The sequence below is a fragment of the Mesorhizobium sp. M1396 genome (assembly GCF_040317725.1).
In the GTDB taxonomy this organism is placed as follows: Bacteria; Pseudomonadota; Alphaproteobacteria; order Rhizobiales; family Rhizobiaceae; genus Mesorhizobium.
In genome coordinates this window covers 236,056-255,390 of record NZ_JAMYLA010000001.1, presented here as the reverse complement: position 1 = coordinate 255,390, position 19,335 = coordinate 236,056, and the positions used below count along the sequence as shown (strand labels likewise).

Below are 19,335 nucleotides of genomic sequence, written 5' to 3'. Positions count from 1 at the left end.
CATTAGAGTACCGAAATTAAGGTCTGGCGCTCGAGGCACATGCAGGGTCTCATCGCCCTGAAAGGCTCGAAGTCCATCTCAAAACGCCTTCGGACAGCTGAATCCGGAAAGTGCGGGAAGGAAGAAGGGGTTGGGGCCGGTACCAGTCTGGATCGTATAGGTGACGTCGCGCCCGCCGATCACGAACCGCGCTTCAACATTGTTGTCGTTGCCAGTGATGGTCGCCTTGTCCAGCAGCCGCTTCAGCGCCCACGGCCCTTCGAACTTGATGGTGGATTCGCGGCCTGGCATTTCCGGCGTCAGATTGAGGCTGGCGGACCCGGAGGCCGTGCCGCTCGGCCAGGTCACCGTGCTTGGCGCGTTGCCCGCCTGGTTGCTCTGGACGGTCTGGCCGTCGACATCGAGCACCGCCGCATCGGCATCGCCATGCAGTGAGAATGGCGTGAAGGTCACGCTCACCGAGGGCACCGAACCGCCCTGGGGAAAAAAGGCTCCGCGGATTTCGGCCGCCAGCTGGAAGTTTTTCAACGTCGATTTCGTCAGGTCGCGCCCGAAGCGCGCATCCTGTTTCCAGTTCCAGTCCTGACCGGTCATGTCGATCAGCGATGCGAGATTTTGCGCGAAGAACCGGTCCATCAGCCCGCCAGGGGCGAACAATTTCGCGAAATCCGCAATCGCGATGTCCTCGCTACCATTGCCCGCGAAAGGATAACGGCCGTTGACCGCCGCCTCGCAGGGCTGTGTGACCGTCTGGTCGAGCATCTGGTTCAAATTCGCCACCGAGGTCTCAGCGACGTTGCCTTCAAACTCGTCCGCCGTCGCGTTGACCATCCGGCCGAGTTGTTTAGGCAATCGCGAGACATTGGCGCGAAGGGTAGCTATCTGGAGCTGCAGGTTCGCGTTGATGCGTTCAGTCTGGGAGGGAACATCGGTCGCCAGTTGCAGGCTCTGGTAGATATCGCGGAAATTCTGGGTCAATGCATCGATCGGGCGGTGCCCGGCGGCACCGCCCACCAAGGCCTGGAACGATCTGAACTGCGCTTCGATGTTGGCCCCCGGGTTCTGGTTCTGCGCTGCCGCGGATCCTGTGCCGGCACGGCTTTGCGATTTTCCGGTGGCGATTTGAATGCCGATGCGAGCCAGGCCTCTGGCCATGTTCGCGGCGTCCTGTGACTGGCTTTGAACCGCGCCGTCTTCAAGCCCGGTGCCTGAATCCTTGCTGGAAGCAGCGTCCCGCGTCAGCGCCGTTTCGTCGGCGATCGCGGTAAACAGCTGTTCGATCGGCGAGGCTGGCGAGGCGACGGCGGAAAGCGCGATATAGTGTGGCTTGTCCTTCAGCATCGCTTTGAACTTCAACCCGTCGAGAACACCGTTCCACGCCGTTGCGAACTCCTTCCCATAGCGATCGAGAAGTTCGGGGCCGAGCTTGGGCAACTCCTGATCGATGCCGCCTTGCTCGCCCCCACCACCGAGGACCCACTGGTCGTCGACGAGCATCTGGGCAATGCGGGAGAGTTGCACGAGATAGAAATTATTGAAGCCGGCGTAGGTATAGATGCCGGGAACACGAAGGCCCGACAGATCGCCGCCATCGACACGCTCGAACAGCAGCTGCGCTTCCGGGCCGCTTTTCAGGGAAACAGAAAAATCATCCAACGCTGCCGCGTATACTGCGGATTTGACCAAAGCGGAGGCACGGTCGGCCAGGCTCATGCGCCCGAGCGACCGTTGAGCGGCTTCGACGAGCGGCCGGTTGAGTTCGAAAACCGGATCGTAGGCATCGTCCAACGCAAGCATGGCGCGCAGGTGCTTTTCGAGCTGCTCGCGTCCTTCGCGGTTGTTTTCACCTGGATACCGGTTCTGCTCCCAATCCTGCTTCATCCAGGAAATGACCAACGCGTCGTCGACCTTCGGCGCCTTGCCGCCAAGCATCAGATAGATTTTCAAGGGCTCGTAGAGCGCGGCGGGATCAGCCATCTTGGCCTGGATAGTCCGCTCGGCCTGGATCAGCAGGCGCGATCGGAGCATTCGTTCCAGCGCTTGTCGGTAAGCCGTCTTGGATGCCGAAAGAAGTCTGTCCCGCTGGCTGAGGCCGAACGTCTCCTCGATCGGTGTCGGCAGGTCACCAGTTTCGAATCCAGCCGGCAGATTGCGCAACTGGTCGAGCGGGCCAATGACGTTTTCGAGGTCGACATCGGTCACCTCGGTACTTTTGAGCAGCGCGTCCGCGGTCGTGAGATACTGGCTCATGGCCTGCGTGGTGGAGGCGATCAACGACCTGTTGGCTGTGAAGCTCAGGGCCAGGGTGCCGAGGGCCGCCGCCGCGATCAACGCGATGGCGCAAAGCGCCCCGAATCTGGCGATCGCCGCACGTCTTACTGCCGATTTATCATACGAAACCCATCCGGATTCGGCAAAAATGACGCCCGTCAGCAGATCATGCAAAAAGAAGCTTTTGCCGGTTCCGGAAAGGTGGGCGCGGGCATTGCCGCCGAAGCTGCGGCCGATCGCGCCCAACACCTGATCGATTGGCGTTCCCTCTTGCGTGCCTGAAGAGAAATAGAGTCCACGCAGGCTGACATTCACCTGGCTGCGGGTCGGATCGAACAGGCTGGCGATGAAATTCGAAATTCGGCCTTTCAGCGCACCAAATTGTGCCGGAAAGCCAAAGACGGATATGCGCGCGACCGGATCAGCCTCTTCCTGAAGACGGTCAGGCATGTCCTCTACCAGGCGTCTTGCCAGTGCATCGAATTCGGCCGGCGCCTCGGCGGCCATGTTCTTGTTGCGATCCGTGGTCTGGAACGTCGCGCCCCATACCTTGCGCCGGCGGGGCTCGTCGAAGCCGCCGAAGTAATCCATGAACCCGGAAACCAGGTCGGCCTTGGTGAACAGCAGATACACCGGAAACTGGATTTTCAGCGTCTCGTGGATTTCCCGCAGGCGACTGCGTATCTCGACGACGTGAGCGTCAAGCTGCTGATCGTCGGAACTGATGAGGTCGGCAAGGCTGATGGCCAGGATGACACCGTTTATCGGTTGCCGTGTGCGGTATCTCTTGAGCAGCGACAATAAGGCGAGCCAGCTCTTCTTGTCGCTCTCGGCATTGGAATCCTGGGTCGTGTAGCGTCCCGCGGTGTCGATCAGCACGGCCTGGTCGGTAAACCACCAGTCGCAGGCGCGTGTTCCGCCAACGCCGGCAACTGGCTGGGCATCACCCGAACCGGCCAGCGGAAAATTCAGACCCGAATTGACCAGTGCCGTAGTCTTGCCCGCGCCAGGCGGGCCGATGACGATGTACCAGGGGATCTCATAGAGGAAGTTGCGCTTGCCGCTCGACCGTTTGAGCGCAGCGATCGCTTCGTTCATGCGGGCTTCGAGCACCCGCGAGTCGTCATCGCGGTCGTCGTTGTGTGCGACCACGGTTTCGAGCTCTTTTTGCGCTTTTCTCGCTTTCCAGAAACGCAGGCCGTGGAAAAGCGCGAGCGCTGCCACGATCACACCAATGATAGTCGCACGCGGCCAGGCAGGTCCGAGAGGACGGGCATCGGCGAAGCGGATCAAGGGTCCGGCAAACCACACCGCCGCCGCGAGGCCGGCCAGCGCGATCATGCTGAAGATCCGCGGCAGCCAACGCGTCATGGCCGCTTCCAACTGTCCGTGTTCACAGTGTTTCCTCCTTGGCGATCATCACATCGACACGGCGGTTCTTGGCGCGGCCTTCCGGCGTGGCATTGTCGGCGATTGGCTCGTCCTCGCCCTTGCCGTCGACCGTCAGTCGCGAAGGATCGCTGAACTTCGGCGCCATCATTGTTTCGACAGCCTTCGCCCTGGCGACGGAAAGGTCGAAGTTGGATTTGAACGGGCTCGATTTTCGTGGCTTCACATTATCCGTATGGCCGATGATCCTGATTGGTCCGGGCTCGGGTTCCAGGGCCGCGGCGATATCAGCGGCAATGGGCTGGAACTCTGGCTTCGCCTCGGCCTTGCCGGACTGGAACAGCAGGAGATTGTTGATTTCCACCACGATGAAGTCGCCCGTCGTGCCGATGGTCAGCCCGCCGCCTTTGACTTCCTTGGCCAGTGCCGAACGGATGCGATCGATCTGCGTGGTTGTGGCGGCGGGTGGGATGACTTTCGCCGGCTCCGCCAATGGCGCCACGCTGGCGCGCTCGATGGAGATCGGTGTCGATGGGTTGAGCGCCAGTAATTCACCGGCGGCGACGTCGCCTTCGTTGGTGATAGAGACCCGCAGCGCGAAGAATGCGGCAGTCAGCAGCGCCGACGCCGCTGCCCCCACGACCCAGAGCGGCAGGCGGGTCGACGACCGCGTCATGGTCGTCGCCAAGCCCTGCCAGTGCGGCGAGATGTCTTCGCCGGCACGCGCCCTGAAGTAGCGAAGCGTCTCGTAGACGTCGCGTCGAACGCGCTCGAGATTGTTGTCTTCGTGCGTCACCTCCCGGTACTGGCCCTCGAACCCCAGCGACAGGCAGGCATGCATCAGTTCGAGCAGATCATGGTGCGCCTCCGGGCTGGCCAGTATCTTGTTAAGCGCTTCGAAAAAGCCGGTGCCGCTTGGTTCGACGTGAAAGAACCGCGACAGCATGCTGTGCCGCGCCCAAGCGTCTTTTTGTGGCCAAGGCAGGTTGCCGATGAGATCGTCCGCGGTTTCGCAGAGGACAAATTTCGCAATCCGCGCATCCTCTTCGGCAACACCTGATTTCTCGAGTGTCCTGTCGAATCTATCAATCGCCTCGGTGACATGTTCCGCCAACGGCTCCGCTTGTCTCTCGACGGGAATAAGCCTGAGTTGGCCGAACAGCATCAGCAACGGTGCGGCTGCCGCAAGGATCGGGTTTGCCGCGGAATATCTGACACTGTCCGTGACATTGAGCAGGGTTTCCTGCCGCAGGGCTGAAGTCGGCGCCGCCGCCGAAGCGCCTCCCGCCGCGACGGAAGGAGTTCCTTGATAAATCACGGTCCCGGACGTCCAGCCCGGCGGTGTATGCCGGCCGACGCCGGGATCGAACACGGTCGAATCCTTGATTTGCGAGGCCTGCCCGCCATCCGCGACGGGCTCCTGAGGGATAGGCGCCGGTTTTCGCTCACGCCGTGGAGGGGCGCGAATGACGGTCTTGCCCGCCGGGCCGAAAGGATCGTCCTTCGAACTCATTGCAGGTCGTCCGTCCACGGGCGGCGCCCGCGTCTGCGCCAAACGGGCGCAAAGCGGTTCGCGGTCAGGTAAAGCAAATGCAAGCCCCGCGGGCCAGGGCAGTGTCCGGAGGAAGGTCGGCTACAACTTACTATCCCGCCGTAAGATGACATTTGCCGCAGACCCCCAGGTCGATCAGCCTTACCCGCTTAGCGAATTGTCGTATGCGATCGTAATCTCAGAACCCGTCGATTGGAACCTATGCCGAGCGCGTAAGAGATTTTCTTCGCCGGCTACGGCGCCACGGCTCCCTTGAAACGGTCTATTTTTGCTTGTCGGCTTTGGCATAGGCCTCGCTGAAATAGGCCAGGAATATGTCCAGCATGCCGTTCTCGTGGGCTTCCTCCATGGTTCGCCATGTCGCGACAAAAGCGTCCCAGGCCCGGCTCTTCTTCGACGAGAACGACGTCGGTGGGAGCTTTTTGCCGATCGTTTCGGGAGACAGGTCGTCAAGCAATCGCGACAGCGCGGCTTGCATGGCGGCATAGGTCGCGAATTCGTGCGTCTTGAGATCGCGGAAAGCATCTTCGATACTGTGCCTGGCATCGAGGTAGCCGGCTCTGCGCCGTGCGAACATGATTTCGAGGATGTCGTCGGTTCCCGGGACGAACTTCAGCGGATTGTTGTCGGCAGCGCTGATCATCGTTCGCTGTGTGCTCTTGGCCAGCATTTTCGCGGCCGCGCGTGCTTTCAGCAGCAAGGTCAGTTCCTCGACCACCGTCCGCAGGACCGCGCCGATTTCGGCGGCAACTTCATGTGGATCGCGCGATTGAAGCAATTCCGGCGAGATGCCGGCCGCGATCGCGATTTCCCGCAGCACTTCGTCTCTTGCCGAGGGGAGAGGCGGTTGCGATGAGAACGCCGGAACCCGCTGACCGGACCGTTGCTCCGCCGGAGTGAAGAACGGCTCGGCGGCGAATTCAAGCGGCCGGCCTGTCGCGGCCGGCATTTCCCGTTGTGTCGAACCGTGGCGGACTTGAGGATGACCGGTCGTGGCGCGCTCGTCGTCGATCGATACGAAGATGACATAACGGCCGATCAGCACCCGGTCGCCATGGCTCAGCCGATGCGGGCCGGTCATGCGCTGGCTCGATCCGTTGATGTAGGTTCCGTTGCGCGAGACATCGTGCAGCCAGAACGCGCCTGCCTCGTATCGAACTTCGCAGTGCCGGCCCGAGATGAACTTGTCGGGGTCCGGCAAGGTCCAGTCACAAGCATCGCGTCCGATTTCGAAGCCGCGATCACGCGCCGCGTAGCCGGTCGGGTTATCAGCGGGCAAGGCGTCGATATTGTTGATTTGCAGACTGATGTACATCTAGGATCGCCGTCGAGCACTGATCGATACTCCACCATTCTAGCAGTTTGCAGGCACAACAGGACAGCAGCGTTTCGAGCCGGCGCATCGACAGGCAAGGTTCAGCCACTGTGCGACCGCTTTGGTCAGCAGGACAACATGTGGTAGGCTCGACATAGCCTGGTGCGGCGGGTCCAAAAAGTTCCTGAGCGGATGGCAGGGACTTCAAATCCACCGCACCGGCGGCCGCGTCCAGGAGGGGCACGACCCATGCCGAACGAACGTGCCACGGTGGTTCAGACACCGGTTGGCGCCGAGCTGTTGACCTTCACGCATCTTGTCGGGCGCGATGAGATCAGCCGTTGCTTGGCCTATACGGTCGGATTCGTCAGCCCAAGCCCCGATATCGATTCCCTGAAGATGCTGGGGGGTGTGATTTCGGTAGAAGGTGAATCCGATCCGAAACGGTGGTTCAGCGGCCTCGTCTCAGAGTTTCGCCTGACCCGCATCGAAGACCGGCTGGCCTACTACGAGGCGGTCGTCAGGCCGTGGCTCTGGTTTCTCGGCAATACCACCGATTGCCGTATTTTCCAGAACAAGAGCGTCGTCGACATCGTCAAGGACGTCTTCAAGAAATACAGCACGGCGGAATTCGATCTGCGTCTGCAGGGATCCTATCCCCAGCGCGAATACTGCGTGCAGTACGACGAGACCGATCTGGATTTCATACAGCGGCTGCTGGAGCACGAAGGCATCCTGTATTTCTTCGAGCATGACGAGGGCAAACATACGCTTGTCCTGACCGATGCGATGAGCAAGCTGAAGCCGGCGCCGGGCTACGAGAAAGTGCCCTATCACTTTGAGGGACAGGGCTCCCGGCGCGATGTCGAATACATCACCGAATGGATACCGGGCAGTTCAGTGCGCCCAGGCGCCTATGCCCACACCGATTACGATTTCAAGAAGCCGGGCGCCGACCTGATGGCCAAGTCGGCCCAGCCGTTCAGTCACAAGCTGGCCGCCGGCGAGAATTACCGCCAGCCCGGCGCGCATCTCGAAGTGGGCCGGGGCGACAATCTGGCCGCGATCCGCCGCGAGGAAATCCAGGCCGTCCACCAGCGCATTGCCGCGGTCGGAACCGTGCGCGGCCTGTTTTCCGGCTGCACCTTCAAGCTGGATGGCTTTCCGCGCGAGGATCAGAACCAGGAGTATCTGGTGGTCAGCGCCGAATACAGACTGTTCGATCCGGGATACAGAAGCCATACGGATGTCGACAGCGAGAACTTCAAGGTGATCCTCGGGGTGGCGCCGACCGCCTTGCCCTATCGTCCGCCGCGCATCACGCCACGGCCGATCATGCGCGGCCCGCAGACGGCAACGGTGGTCGGTCCGTCAGGCCAGGAAATATTCACCGACAAATACGCACGGGTGAAGGTGCAATTCCATTGGGACCGTCTGGGCAAGAAGGACGAGAACAGTTCCTGTTTCGTGCGGGTCTCACAGACCTGGGCCGGCAGCGGCTGGGGCTTCATCCAGATACCGCGCATTGGCCAGGAGGTGATCGTCGACTTCATCGAAGGCGACCCGGACCTGCCGATCATCACCGGCCGGGTCTACAATGCGTCGCAGATGCCGCCCTACGGCCTGCCGGCGAGTGCCACGCAATCCGGCTGGAAGTCGAACTCCTCGCTCGGTGGTGGCGGCTACAACGAGCTGATGTTCGAGGACAAGGCCGGCTCCGAACTGGTCAACTTCCAGGCGCAGAAGGACCACAACCTTCTGATCAAGCATGATCGCACCAAGCTGGTGCAGCACGACCAGTCCGACCGCATCGACCACGACGCCAAGCATTCCGTCGGCCACAACCTCGACGAGGACGTCGGCAACAACAAGACGGTCAAGGTCGGCGTCGACCAGACCACAAATATAGGCTCGAACGACACCGAGACGGTGGGCGTCAATCGCTCGCTGACGGTAGGATCGAACGAGACGATCAGTATCGGTTCGAACTCCACCGAGACGATTGGCGCCAATCACACACAGACCGTCGCGATCGTCCAGACAGTGAGCGTTGGCGCGGCCCGGGTCGACAGCGTCGGGGCATCCGAAACCCGAAGCGTGGGTGCGGTACAGACAAACACCATTGGCGCCTCGCGCTCCGTTACTGTAGGCGCCGCGCAGTCTCACAGCATCGGCGCGGCCGACAGCTGGACAATCGGTGCGGGTCAAACCGTCAACATCGCCGCCGATCAGAGCGTCACCACCGGCAGCAGCCAGACTTTCAGCGTCGGCGCCGGGCGCAGCGCCAGCATCGCGGACGACGATGCCACAAGTGTCGGCGGTGCTCATTCGCTCAGCGTCGCAAAGGATAGTGGGATCAGCATTAGCCAGGATAGCTCGATCAAAGTAGGCAAGAAGCTGGTGATAGACGCAGGCGACGAAATCCTGATCCAATGCGGCTCGGCCAAGATCATGATGAAGAAAGACGGCACAATCGGCATCGAGGGCAAGGATATTTCCGTTAAGGCGTCGGGCAAGATCAGCATCAAGGCTTCCAGCGACATCACGATGAAGGGCTCGAAGATCAGCGAGAATTGAGGTGTAGCGATGAGCGACGTTCGCGAACGCATTGACGGTGTGGTGATCGGCATCTTTCTCGGTTTCGACGATGCCGCGTCGCCGCTGGTGGTGTTTCCCGGCAATCCGGAAGAGACAGCCTTGCCGGCGCGCAGCTTGGCCGAACTGACGGCCGATATGATCGGCTCCGAGGTGGCTTTGCTGTTCCAGGAGGGCGACGCCATGAAGCCGCTGATCGTCGGCCGCATTGTCGAGCCGGCGCGCAAGACCGCCGCGCCGCAAATCGTGCGCGACGGCGAGCGCGTTCGCATCATCGGCGAAGAGCGCATCGAATTGCGCTGCGGCAAGGCGACGATCCTCATGGAAAAAGATGGCCGCATCACCATTCGCGGCACCTATGTCACCAGCCAGGCGAGCGCCGCCAATCGCATCCGCGGCGGCTCGATCGATCTCAATTGATGGCGGCCCAGAAACCAGAAGGGGCACCGGAGCAGCGGCAAATAGTACCGGATGTCGTCAGACAGCACGCCGAGCAGGCCGCGTTCTTCTGGGCGCAGCGCGACACGCTGATGGAGGATGATCCGCCGGATCTTCATGTGGTCGCCGGCATCGACTGGCGCTTGGAAGCCAACCTGGATGGTCTGCGTATCGCTGGACCGGCCGCTTGGCCGTTTGTAGTGGCGGCGTATGAGGACTTCCCAGAAAAGGGCGAATTGTTCCTCTATGGATGGATGGCGATCGAGCAGGGTGACAGCTCCCAAATTGCCGAGGCGGTAGAGATGGCCCGCACATCCGAAGACGACGCCTACGGCCTGATCGGCGCGCTGGCATGGCACAAGGCAAAGACGATCGCCCCGCTGGTGCGCGATTGGATCGGCTCCCCGGATGCCTTCAAGCGATTTCTCGGCGTGTCCGCCTGCCTGGAACATCGAGTCGATCCAAAGCAGATGCTCGGCCGCCTTGTTCGCGATCCCGACGTCCGCGTGCGCGCCACAAGCCTGCGCCTTGCCGGAACATTGAGGCGGGCAGACCTCGTGCAAGAGATGTCCGAAGCGCTTGAGGCGGACCATGAACGGGTGCGGATATGGAGCGCCTGGTCGCTCAACGAGCTTGGCTCGGGCGATCTGGCGCAACCGGAACTGAAGAGACAGGTGCTGGCGAATGGACCAGATGCGCTTGCGGCACTCAGAGCACTGGTCAAGGCCGGGCCCGAAGCGGAGGTACGCGCCTTCATGGGCGGCTTGCTCAAATCACCCGAGACCGCGCCGCTCGCCGTGCGCGGAGCGGGCATGCTGGGCGACCGCACGATCCTGCACTGGCTGATGCATCAGATGCGCACGCCTGCACTTGCCGTGGCGGCGGGTGGTGCGCTCCTGGAAACCTTCCCGGAAGTGCGCAGTGTGGACGGGCTGTTCACGCTCGACCCGGCTGAGCTTGGCCCGGCCTTCGAGGAGCACTTTGGGGATTTTGGCGTGAAGGTGCCAGTGGCGGAGAAGGTGAAGGGGTGGGGTTCTATCCTGTCTTGAATATGCCGTCCGGCACCCAGGCCGAAGCCCTGCCAAAGCGATGCAGCCAGTCGTCCGTTGTGCCCGGGTTGTTGAAAAACCCCTCGCCGTCGAGCGGACCCGTATCGGCCTCGGACAGCACGAAGTCTGAAATGGCCTCCCCATAGGCGCGATAGCCGGAAGCGCCCTCCGCCTGCCTATTGACATCGAGCGGCACGGGCCTGTTGCCGATCACATGAACGTCCGCGAATCGTTGCCGGGTCGAACGAATCCCGGATTCCTGGAAACTGGCGCCACGAGACAAAGGCAGATCGTTGGTTGAGGTGAACTCGTGACCGATGAGATTTATCCAGCACGGCGACTTCAGCCGATGCTTCATGTGCCTCGGACACATGTCCAGCATGTCGATGTCGATGCCCAGATATCTGCGCGAGTGGGTATAAATCTTGGTAAAGGCGGCATAGGGCAACACCGGATTGAAACCAAAGACCGGCCCGCCGTGCCCGCTCAGCAATTCGATTTCTTCGGCGAACTGCCTCGCCAGGGCGACGAGCACGTTGGGGTCGGATTCCAGTGGAACCAAGACCCGAGCATAGGAAAAAAGGCCTTCACCGGCATACTTCTCACGGACGATTGTCAGACTCCACGATCCAAGTGGGTCGTCGATCTCACGGCCGTCCCACAACCGGGCGACAAAGGCACGGTCTTCCCGGATCCGCTTTCGCACCGGCTCGAAGAATGGCATCGGCGTGCCGTCCGCCTGCGCCTCACGTCCGGAACGGGTAAGGGCCGGCTCAGAAAGCCGAGACCAGACAGGAAGCTCCGAGATCCTGAAGAACTTGAGCTGTTCCGGCGGACAGAAGGCGAGAAATATCCTGACGATCCGCTCGAAGTTCGGGACGGTCACACGCCACGGATACACCGTCACCTCGAACGCGATCCTGACTAGATTGTCCGCAATCTTGCGCTGAAGGTCGAGCAGGGTCTCCGACATCGCTAATCTTCCTCGCCCGGATCGACGCCCTCCTTTTCCTGCCGGATCAGGTAGTCGAGCGTGTCTATGCGATCACGCAGGAAATCCGCGAATGTGTCGAACACGTCTTCCCGATCGACGTTGTCGTACGACACGAACTTTCCGGCGTCGGGCCCCTTCGGGAAATAGAACAGCATGTCGTCGACGCCCGGCGCGATCAGGATCGGCAGCGCGCCGGACTTGATCGGATTCTCGTCACTGAACTGATCGAAAAGGCCCGAACGTCCGCGCAGTATCTTGACCGTCTCCGGATTATTGCGATTGCCTATGCCGAGCAGTGGCGCATCGCCCTCAAACCCGGGCCACCCATCGTGCAGAAGCAGGAAGGCGCGATAGTCCTCGGGCAGGACATAGCCGATCTCCTTCTCGAAACGCCGAATGTCCTGCTCCGTAGCCGGCGGATTGGGCGGGTCGCTCAAGTTCTCGTCGAGGGCCAGAAGATCGTATTCCTTGCTTCGTTGTTGGAACTGTTCAATGAGTTCGGGCAGCGTCAGCATTTCTGATCTCCTTTACAGCAGGTTCCCTTGACCCCAGTGTGCTTGTTCGGTCCGCTGGTTTTTAACTGCCTCATGCAGGTACCCGTCCATTCGTTGGCTCCCTGCGACATCCAAACCAAATTGCTAGTGCTGGTCGGAAGCCCGTTATGCTGGATCTCGATCATGTGATCCGGGCTGTAGCCCTTGAAGTCGTTTGCCTTCGCGTCTGCAAGCGTCTCCTCGGCACACTTCTTCGACATGGGATGGAAACCCATGTCTTCCGGCTTCCCCACGCCGCCGGCGCCCCGATCGTCACGTGCGTAGCGGTTGATCGATTTGCACGCATTGTTACCCGCTGTGCGGTTGGCCTTATATGCTTTTCCAGCCTTTTTGACTGTCCTGCTGCCCTTGCCTTTCACTGCGTCGTCGTAGTTCGCGATCTTTCCGCAGATTTCTTCCTTCTGGCACTTGCTGAGTTCCTCGCCATCATAGCTTGCGTTCGCGCAATCGAGGCATAAATTGCCATCGTCGTCAGTCCAGGTCGATGGGTCCAGATTGCCGCCCAGATCGACCGTGTTCTTGTCGTTATGAAACTTCTTATCAGTGTGGCGGCAGGCGTTCTTGCCATCCATCTTCACGTCGAAGGAATAGGTGATCCAATCCGTCGCCTTCTTGAACACGTTGGACTTCACGCCACCAACCGTGCCCGGTTCGTCGCCGGTGCTCATTCCGTATTGCGAGCCCTTGATGGCGATCATCTTGCCGCCCTTGGCAAAGACGGTCGTCGTTCCATCCTTCAGCGTTCCCTGGTTCGCGAAGTTGGGGTAAGGTAACGGCACCGGGCCACCGGGGGTCGGCGTCTTACAGACATCGGGAATCGTCGCGATCGAAATGCCGATTGTACCCTTGTAGGTCAGGCCGAGGCTGTTGACGACGATATGACTGGGCATCAGGCGGCTCTCCTTGGTCCACCCAGCAGCACGGCGGCGCGGGAGCCTTTTTCGGAACTAGCCCAGATCAGCGACAGCGGCCCATTCTGGTAGTTGCGCGCTTCGGCCTCGGTTATCAAGCTCACGAACAGCGGACCGGACGCAGCGCCGACATCGCCCCAACAGTCGGCTGGCGTCTCGAAATCCGCTGCATCCTTGAAGTGCCCGGGGTTGCGGATAACCGCGAAACCATACTCGTTGCCGCGATAGCGTTCACCGTTCATGTCGCAGATGATGCGATCGACCGGATCGATCGGCCCATCTTGGAACAGAAAACGGAAGGCCGCGCCAAGGCCTTCGCCCAATACCACCGTCTCGGTCTTGATCCTGTTTTCCTCACTCGCAATCGAGGAGCCGACGATTTCGAGCAGCGGGTGAAGCCCAGAGGCACGCGCCGTGGCCAGCGTCGTCAGCAGGGTAAACCCCGCCGCCTCGCCTGGACAGAAGCCATAGATATTGCCCTCCGAATGAAGCTGCTCGTTTTCGTCAAGCCACTCCAATGTTTCGGGTTCGAGATATGTATCGACGCCACCAGCGAGGCAGAATTTAGCCCTGCCTTCGCGCAACGACTTGCAAGCGTGATAGATCGCGAGCAAGCCTCCGGCATGGCCGCCCGCGGTCGAGCCCCCACCTGTCAGAGCGACATGCTGCGCCAACCGCTTACGGAGCCGCGTATCGACTTGCGCGGCGAAACCATCCGGCTGACCAGGCCGGGACTCACCTGTCGACAGGATGAGCGTAACCTCGGCACGGCCCGATCCCACAAGCGGCCCTAGCGCTTGAATGGCCGGCGATACTGCAATCTCAACAGCCCGGTCAGGTCCGCGCAGATCGACGTCTACGCCAGTATCGCGAGTTACCTTCATCCGCTCGCCGAACCGGTCGATCATATAGGGATGGTCCTGAATGGCGGAAATTCCGGCGCGGACTGCCGCAGCACTTGAGGTCGCGTCGAAACCCAGTGGTGTACGCGCCCCCACGCCCACGACGACAATCGTGTCTCCCTTGACCATCATTCGTCTTCGTCCGCTAGCCAGATCCCGGTCGCCGCGATTGTTGGCGAAATGCCGGTACGCTCACGCACCCTGAGGGTAGTCATCTTCAGGCGCTCCTCGTCGTAAGGCACTGCCAGGGTCGACATCCACGTGATCGAGAACTGCCTGAGGTCAGGTTTGATGCGCAGCGTATGGATAGTGGCTTCACCGTTTTCGCGATCCGGACGATTGTAGAACTGCGTTGTAATTTCGAAGGTGATCCGCGGCAGAAGGAACTGCCAAAAACCATTCTCGGTGAAGTTACCTAGCCGCACATCCTCATAGCCGATGAGCGGCGTCTTGGTTTGTTGGTCCTCTGGCGCACATTGGTAATACATGCGGCTGAAATCGCGGGGCAAAAGCGGATCGCGCGTTTTCTCCCAGTCATCACCATAAGTACCGGCATACTTCATACGCGGCTGCCAGTGTCGTGCCACTGGCCCAAAACCTGCCGGTTTGCCGCTTCTGTGGTCGCGATAGGGAGCGTCGGGATACTCAAAGTTTGGTCCGGTTTTGCTGACCAGCCGCTGCGGGTCGACTGCAAATCCCCTACCGATCGGATTGCGCTGGTCCCAGTCCGGCTTCGAAGCCTCCATATCCGTGCCGCCGTAGGTCCGGCGCCAGCTAATGGGCATTTTGGTGAAGGGTTCGGCTCGGCTCATCCGGACCGACACCGCGCCGGGCATGAACACACGGTCTCCCACCACATTGACGGTCTTGTCCACGTCGCCGACTTTCATGCGCGCGGCGCTCTCGATGCCCGGACGCCCGCCGGGCGCATAGACATGTCCGTCGACCAGAATGTCGGTATGTTTCTTTTCCAGGTTGAGGTCCGTCTCGTCGAGAAGCTCATTCGGGTCCGCGCCATATACAGGCGCCAGATTGACCGGTGTCTGGTCCTTCAAGAGCCGCTGCTTGCCGTCGGCATCGATCTCGAAAGACGCCTTGATCGCAATCAGCCAGATCTCGTGCCCGCGCTCGTCACGCGTCCAGCTTTCCTGGGCGGCGAATGGCGTCTCGTTGGACAATATCCACATTCGAAACCACGCATCCTTTACGCGATGATGAAACAGCGGGCCTTGACTGCCCTGGAAATAACTATCGATCGGGTCTGCGTCCGTGCCGGGTTTTACACATCGTCGAATTCGCCCCCATCAGCTGGTCTCCCAATTGGCGGCAAGGATTTGCTCCAGCGTCGCTTGCGGCGCTTGTGGATCGATGTCGAAAATGTCCGAACGGGCAGTCCACATCACCATGCCGCTGATGACCTCGTCGTCCACCTCGACAGGAGGCACCGGCAGTCCGCTCAATACTGTATCCAGTTCGTCCGGCGTCAGCTCGCCGTGCTGGGCGGCGATGGCCGCTTCTTCGATCCCGGCAAACCACGCCTCGGCATCGGCCAGCCGAACCGGGGCTTCAGCAAGCTGCGCGACGACGCTCAAAGGGAATTGCCTGCCAACTCTGTCGGCACTCTGCAAAATGATGCCTGCCGATGCGCCGAAGGAAGCCGGGCCGGCCAGGAAACGCAGCGCGGTTGTGCTTGGCCAAAATTCCGAGCCGACCAGCGGAACGATGTGCTGCGCCAGCCAGCGGTCCCAGCCGCGAACAAAGTCTCCCGGCAGCCGCCGCGCGACGAAATCGCCAGTGGCGGGCATCTTTCCGTAAAAGCCGGGCGCAGTCATATCTGCGGTGGACATGAGAATTTCTTGAACATTTGCAGATTGTAGGGGTTTTCGACGCTGGCGGCCTTGAGCTCGAAATCGGCGTACACGGCTTTGGTCCCCAGGCGCAGGCTGTAGACATCGGACAGCGAGGTCCCGGTGAAACGGCCGCTGCGCAGCATCCTCAGCCACGCCCAGCTGCCGGTCTCGTTGAGCATGATTTCAGGTGAGCCGTCGATGGGCTGGAAGGCGAGCGAGATGACCCCGGTGCCGTCCTTGCCGGGCCAGGTCATCGGTTGCGGCCGCGTCGCGTTGTTGAAGTAGACGAGGGTCTGGCCATCGAGATTGAGCGTCACGCGCGTGACGTTCGGAGACAGGTCTTTCGGTTCGAGCGTGAAGCTCATCACCGGGCCCGTGCCACCGGGAAAGAGATCGTCGCGGATCCGCCTGGCCTGCTCGAACGCGGCAAGCGCCGAAGGGTCGAGGCCAAAGTCGGCACGCCATTTCCATGGCTGGCTGGCCGTGTCTACATAGCTGATCAAATGGTCGTTGATGAAGGCATCGATCAGACCCGCCGGGCCGAACAGGCGGGCGAAATCGCGGACATTGACGTCCACCGCGCTTTCGGGACTGAACGGATAACGGTCGTTGAGCGCCGCTTGGCAGAAAGGCAGGATGTCGGCGCGCCAGATGGCATTGAGCTCCGAGGTGACCGCCTTTTGCGTCAACCCGCTGGTGTCGCCGGCGACACCGCCGAGCCAGTCGTCGATCGGATCGGGCAGGATCTGCGCTTGCCTGGCGACCGCCCCCGTCAGTTCGGCGAGGCCGCCCTGCTTCTTGATGGCGTCCTGGGGGTCGGGATTGGCAGTGACCGTCTGCAGCACGTTGGACAGCGCCGTCAGAGCCACCACCGCGGCGTCGAGCGCCGGTGGCTGGCCGTCGACCTCGGCGATTGCACCCTTGAGTGGCTTGAAGTGCTCGGCCACCAGATTGCCGGTAAGATCCACCTCGTCGGCTGAGCCCGCGCGTGGAAGCAGCTTTGCTCCCGTTTTCACGATCTTGCCAAGCTTGCCGAGTTTGCCGAGCAGTTTCGAGCCGCCCTTGGCCGCAGCCTTGTCGTCGACCGGCGCCTCATCGGACCGGGTAAGTTCGGTCTCCTGAACGACCGCGGTGAGCAGGCGTTTCAGCGCTGAATCGGCGCTGGAGAGATCCTTCAGATTCTCACTGGCGACATTGAGATCGGTCAACGGCGCCAGCCTCATATCGCGCAGGAAGCTGTCCCACTGCGCGATATAGTCGTCGTAATAGAGCTTCAGGATATCCTCCGACAGTGCCGATACGGAGGTTTCGGAGTTCTCGGCGCAGCCGCCGGCGAAGACCGCCCGATCCAGCGCCGCTTGTGCCGCCACGTCCTCGATACGGTCTAGAACGGCGTCATGGAAGCCTGCATAGGTAAACGCCCCCGAAATGCCGACGCGAAGCGTCTTGTCGGAGCGACGCGCGAAAACCTTGGCGCCGTTGGGGCCGGCGAAATTCGCTGGGATCCATTCCTTGAGCCCAGCCACCGCCGGATCGGCCAGCAACTGCTTGTAGGCGCGCGCCGGCAGCGAAATCGTGCACACTGTTTTCAGCGCTTCGGCAACCAGGGCTTGGTCAGGCGCGATATAGCTTTCGTCGACCGCCATCCGGCGGATGGCGGCAAGCTGATGCTCTTCGGCGTCGGCGGTTGGAAATGGTGCCGCGGTAGCGAATTCGGGCAGGCTGTTCACCCACCAGTTCTGGGCGAAATCTGGATCCATCTGCGAAAGACCCGTCATCATGCGATAGGTCTTCAGAGCGCCGAGCATGAAATCCGGATCGCGGATCTGCCGCCACATGGTCGCCTCGAGCAGTGCGACCATCCGTGGCTCGAGAACATTGCGCAGAGCATGATCGTACGTGTCCGCCTGTGCCCGCACCAGTTCCGCCGAGGCCGATGGACCCAGCAGATCCTGGGGAGCGCCCGGCGGTGGTGTCCGGCCATTTACGACCGCGTCCATCGCCTCGAGCGCCCCGTCCATGGCCGGTTGCTCCACCGATGCCGGGTTTGCGGCAGCAGAGGTCAGAGGCGTTTGCAGGGCCTCGAACTGGCTCGCCTGGGCCGTAATTGCGTTGCGGTTGTCAAAATAGGACCAGGTGAACAGTCCGCCGGCCAGCAAGGCCGCCGCCGCGCATGCAGCCGCCGCACCTCGCCAGATCCAGGCGCGGCGGCGTTGCGCCAGCGGGTCGAAGGTGCCGAGGCCTGCTTCCCTGAAGATGACTTCGGTGAGCAGGTTCTTCAGGAAGAAGCTGCGTTTCTCCACCCTTTGCACGGGCAGGGCCCGCCGTGGTGGGAGGCCGAAGGACGACGAAAGCGCCGCAGTCAGCCGGTCGATGGGTGCCCCTTCCTGGGTCGCCGATGTCAGATAGAGACCGCGCAGCCATGCGGCCTCTTCATACCGGCTTTCGCCGAACATTGCCTCGACCAGCACCTGGATCGGTTCGGACAGGCTGGACAACTGGGCGGGAAATCTGAAAATCTCGGCACGGGCGGCGAGTTTGTCCTCATCCTCCAGGCGCGGCACCAGCCGGCGCTCGAGTTCTGTCGCCAGCGTCGAAATTTCACGTTCGATGGTCTTGGCGTCCACACGTGCATCCAATGCGAAGGTCGTTCCCCATACCTGCTCGCGCGAAGCCGTCGACAAGCCGCCGAAGAAAGCCTCGAAACCCTTGATCAGATCGGCCTTGGTGAGCATCAGATAGACCGGAAGGCGGATTTCGAGCCGGTCGTTGAGCTCGGCCAACCGGCGGCGGATCTTGCGGCCGTGTGCTTTGATGGCTTCGTCGCCCTCCGAAAGCACGTCGATCGAAAGCGCGACGATCACGCCGTTGAGCGCGCGGCGGCCGCGATGCTTCTTCAAAAGGTCGAGGAAGCCCAGCCATTCCGCCGCGTCGACGTCGGGTTGGCTCTCCTGCTGGACATAGCGGCCAGCGGTATCGATCAGAACCGCGTTCTCGGAAAAGAACCAGTCGCAGTTGCGCGTGCCACCGACACCTTGCAGGTCATCGGTGAGGTCGATCGGAAAATTCAGTCCGGACTGCCGCAAGGCCGTGGTCTTGCCGGTAGCCGGCGGCCCGACGATCACGTACCAGGGCATCTCGCGCAGAAACTTGCGCCCGCCGAGCTTCCGGCGCTTCAGTTCGGCCATCACCTCGGCGAACTTGGCACCCACGACGGCAACGTTCTCTTCGCCGGGGCTGAGCGGCTTTTCCACCACCGGCGCGGCAATCTCCGCGACGAACATGCGGTTGGCGCGGATCGCCCGGCGCTGAGCGACGATCAGCCAGATCAGCCAGAAGATGACCAGCAGCGCGATGATGACGATGCGCACGTTCTCGGAGGCGAACGGTTCGTAGGGACCGACCCTGACGATCGGACCGAACACCCAGATGACCAGGGAAAGCAGTGTGATGCCGATCAGCGTCCACAGCCAGCGCGATGTCAGAACCGCCCAGAGGAAGCGCAGGATGAACAT

General features: G+C 61.3%; 13 protein-coding genes. 3 read left to right on the top strand and 10 right to left on the bottom strand.

Annotation, left to right across the window (positions count from 1 at the left end):
• Positions 1-78 precede the first annotated feature (78 nt).
• The 3 genes from tssM (NKH02_RS01170) to tagH form a co-directional block, all read right to left on the bottom strand.
• A complete protein-coding gene (tssM, locus tag NKH02_RS01170) occupies positions 79-3,642 on the bottom strand; it encodes a type VI secretion system membrane subunit TssM (RefSeq protein WP_352875727.1) in 3,564 nt (1,187 codons plus the stop codon).
• Between the two features lie 22 nt (positions 3,643-3,664).
• Positions 3,665-5,173 carry a type VI secretion system protein TssL, long form gene (gene tssL / locus NKH02_RS01165; protein ID WP_352875726.1) on the bottom strand — a complete coding sequence of 503 codons (1,509 nt, stop codon included), beginning with the start codon at positions 5,171-5,173 and terminating at the stop codon, positions 3,665-3,667.
• Between the two features lie 301 nt (positions 5,174-5,474).
• A complete protein-coding gene (gene tagH, locus NKH02_RS01160) occupies positions 5,475-6,527 on the bottom strand; it encodes a type VI secretion system-associated FHA domain protein TagH (protein WP_352875725.1) in 1,053 nt (350 codons plus the stop codon).
• 249 nt (positions 6,528-6,776) lie between these two features.
• On the opposite strand from tagH, the gene NKH02_RS01155 reads away from it, so the two are divergent.
• The 3 genes from NKH02_RS01155 to NKH02_RS01145 are packed head-to-tail and all read left to right on the top strand — an operon-like array spanning position 6,777 to position 10,609.
• Entirely contained in the window at positions 6,777-9,104 is a 2,328-nt protein-coding gene (locus NKH02_RS01155) for a type VI secretion system Vgr family protein (RefSeq protein ID WP_352875724.1), read from the top strand.
• A 9-nt stretch (positions 9,105-9,113) separates the two neighbouring features.
• Positions 9,114-9,542 (top strand): DUF6484 domain-containing protein, encoded by a 429-nt coding sequence (locus tag NKH02_RS01150; protein ID WP_352875723.1) that lies wholly within the window; start codon positions 9,114-9,116, stop codon positions 9,540-9,542.
• On the top strand, positions 9,542-10,609 hold the full coding sequence (locus NKH02_RS01145; RefSeq protein WP_352875722.1) for a HEAT repeat domain-containing protein: 1,068 nt from the start codon (positions 9,542-9,544) through the stop codon (positions 10,607-10,609). Before NKH02_RS01150 ends, NKH02_RS01145 begins: the two co-directional genes overlap by 1 nt.
• On the opposite strand, the gene NKH02_RS01140 is transcribed toward NKH02_RS01145, so the two are convergent.
• The 7 genes from NKH02_RS01140 to tssM (NKH02_RS01110) all read right to left on the bottom strand — a co-directional run bounded on the left by NKH02_RS01140 (position 10,596) and on the right by tssM (NKH02_RS01110) (position 19,335).
• A complete protein-coding gene (locus NKH02_RS01140) occupies positions 10,596-11,582 on the bottom strand; it encodes a type VI immunity family protein (protein WP_352875721.1) in 987 nt (328 codons plus the stop codon). The genes NKH02_RS01145 and NKH02_RS01140 overlap by 14 nt on opposite strands.
• Before the next feature lie 2 nt (positions 11,583-11,584).
• A complete protein-coding gene (locus NKH02_RS01135; RefSeq protein ID WP_224660830.1) occupies positions 11,585-12,118 on the bottom strand; it encodes an SMI1/KNR4 family protein in 534 nt (177 codons plus the stop codon).
• A complete protein-coding gene (locus NKH02_RS01130; protein WP_352875719.1) occupies positions 12,112-13,047 on the bottom strand; it encodes a DUF4150 domain-containing protein in 936 nt (311 codons plus the stop codon). Before NKH02_RS01130 ends, NKH02_RS01135 begins: the two co-directional genes overlap by 7 nt.
• Positions 13,047-14,102: a beta-ketoacyl synthase N-terminal-like domain-containing protein gene (locus tag NKH02_RS01125; protein ID WP_352875718.1), complete on the bottom strand. Its 1,056-nt coding sequence runs from the start codon at positions 14,100-14,102 to the stop codon at positions 13,047-13,049. Before NKH02_RS01125 ends, NKH02_RS01130 begins: the two co-directional genes overlap by 1 nt.
• Positions 14,099-15,157: a DUF2169 family type VI secretion system accessory protein gene (locus NKH02_RS01120; protein ID WP_352875717.1), complete on the bottom strand. Its 1,059-nt coding sequence runs from the start codon at positions 15,155-15,157 to the stop codon at positions 14,099-14,101. The genes NKH02_RS01125 and NKH02_RS01120 overlap by 4 nt, the downstream gene beginning before the upstream one ends.
• A 117-nt stretch (positions 15,158-15,274) precedes the next feature.
• Positions 15,275-15,817, bottom strand: coding sequence for a type VI secretion system-associated protein TagF (tagF, locus tag NKH02_RS01115; RefSeq protein WP_352875716.1), 543 nt, complete (start codon positions 15,815-15,817; stop codon positions 15,275-15,277).
• The gene (gene tssM / locus NKH02_RS01110) at positions 15,799-19,335 is read right to left on the bottom strand and encodes a type VI secretion system membrane subunit TssM (RefSeq protein WP_352875715.1); all 3,537 of its coding nucleotides are present in this window, start codon (positions 19,333-19,335) and stop codon (positions 15,799-15,801) included. Before tssM (NKH02_RS01110) ends, tagF begins: the two co-directional genes overlap by 19 nt.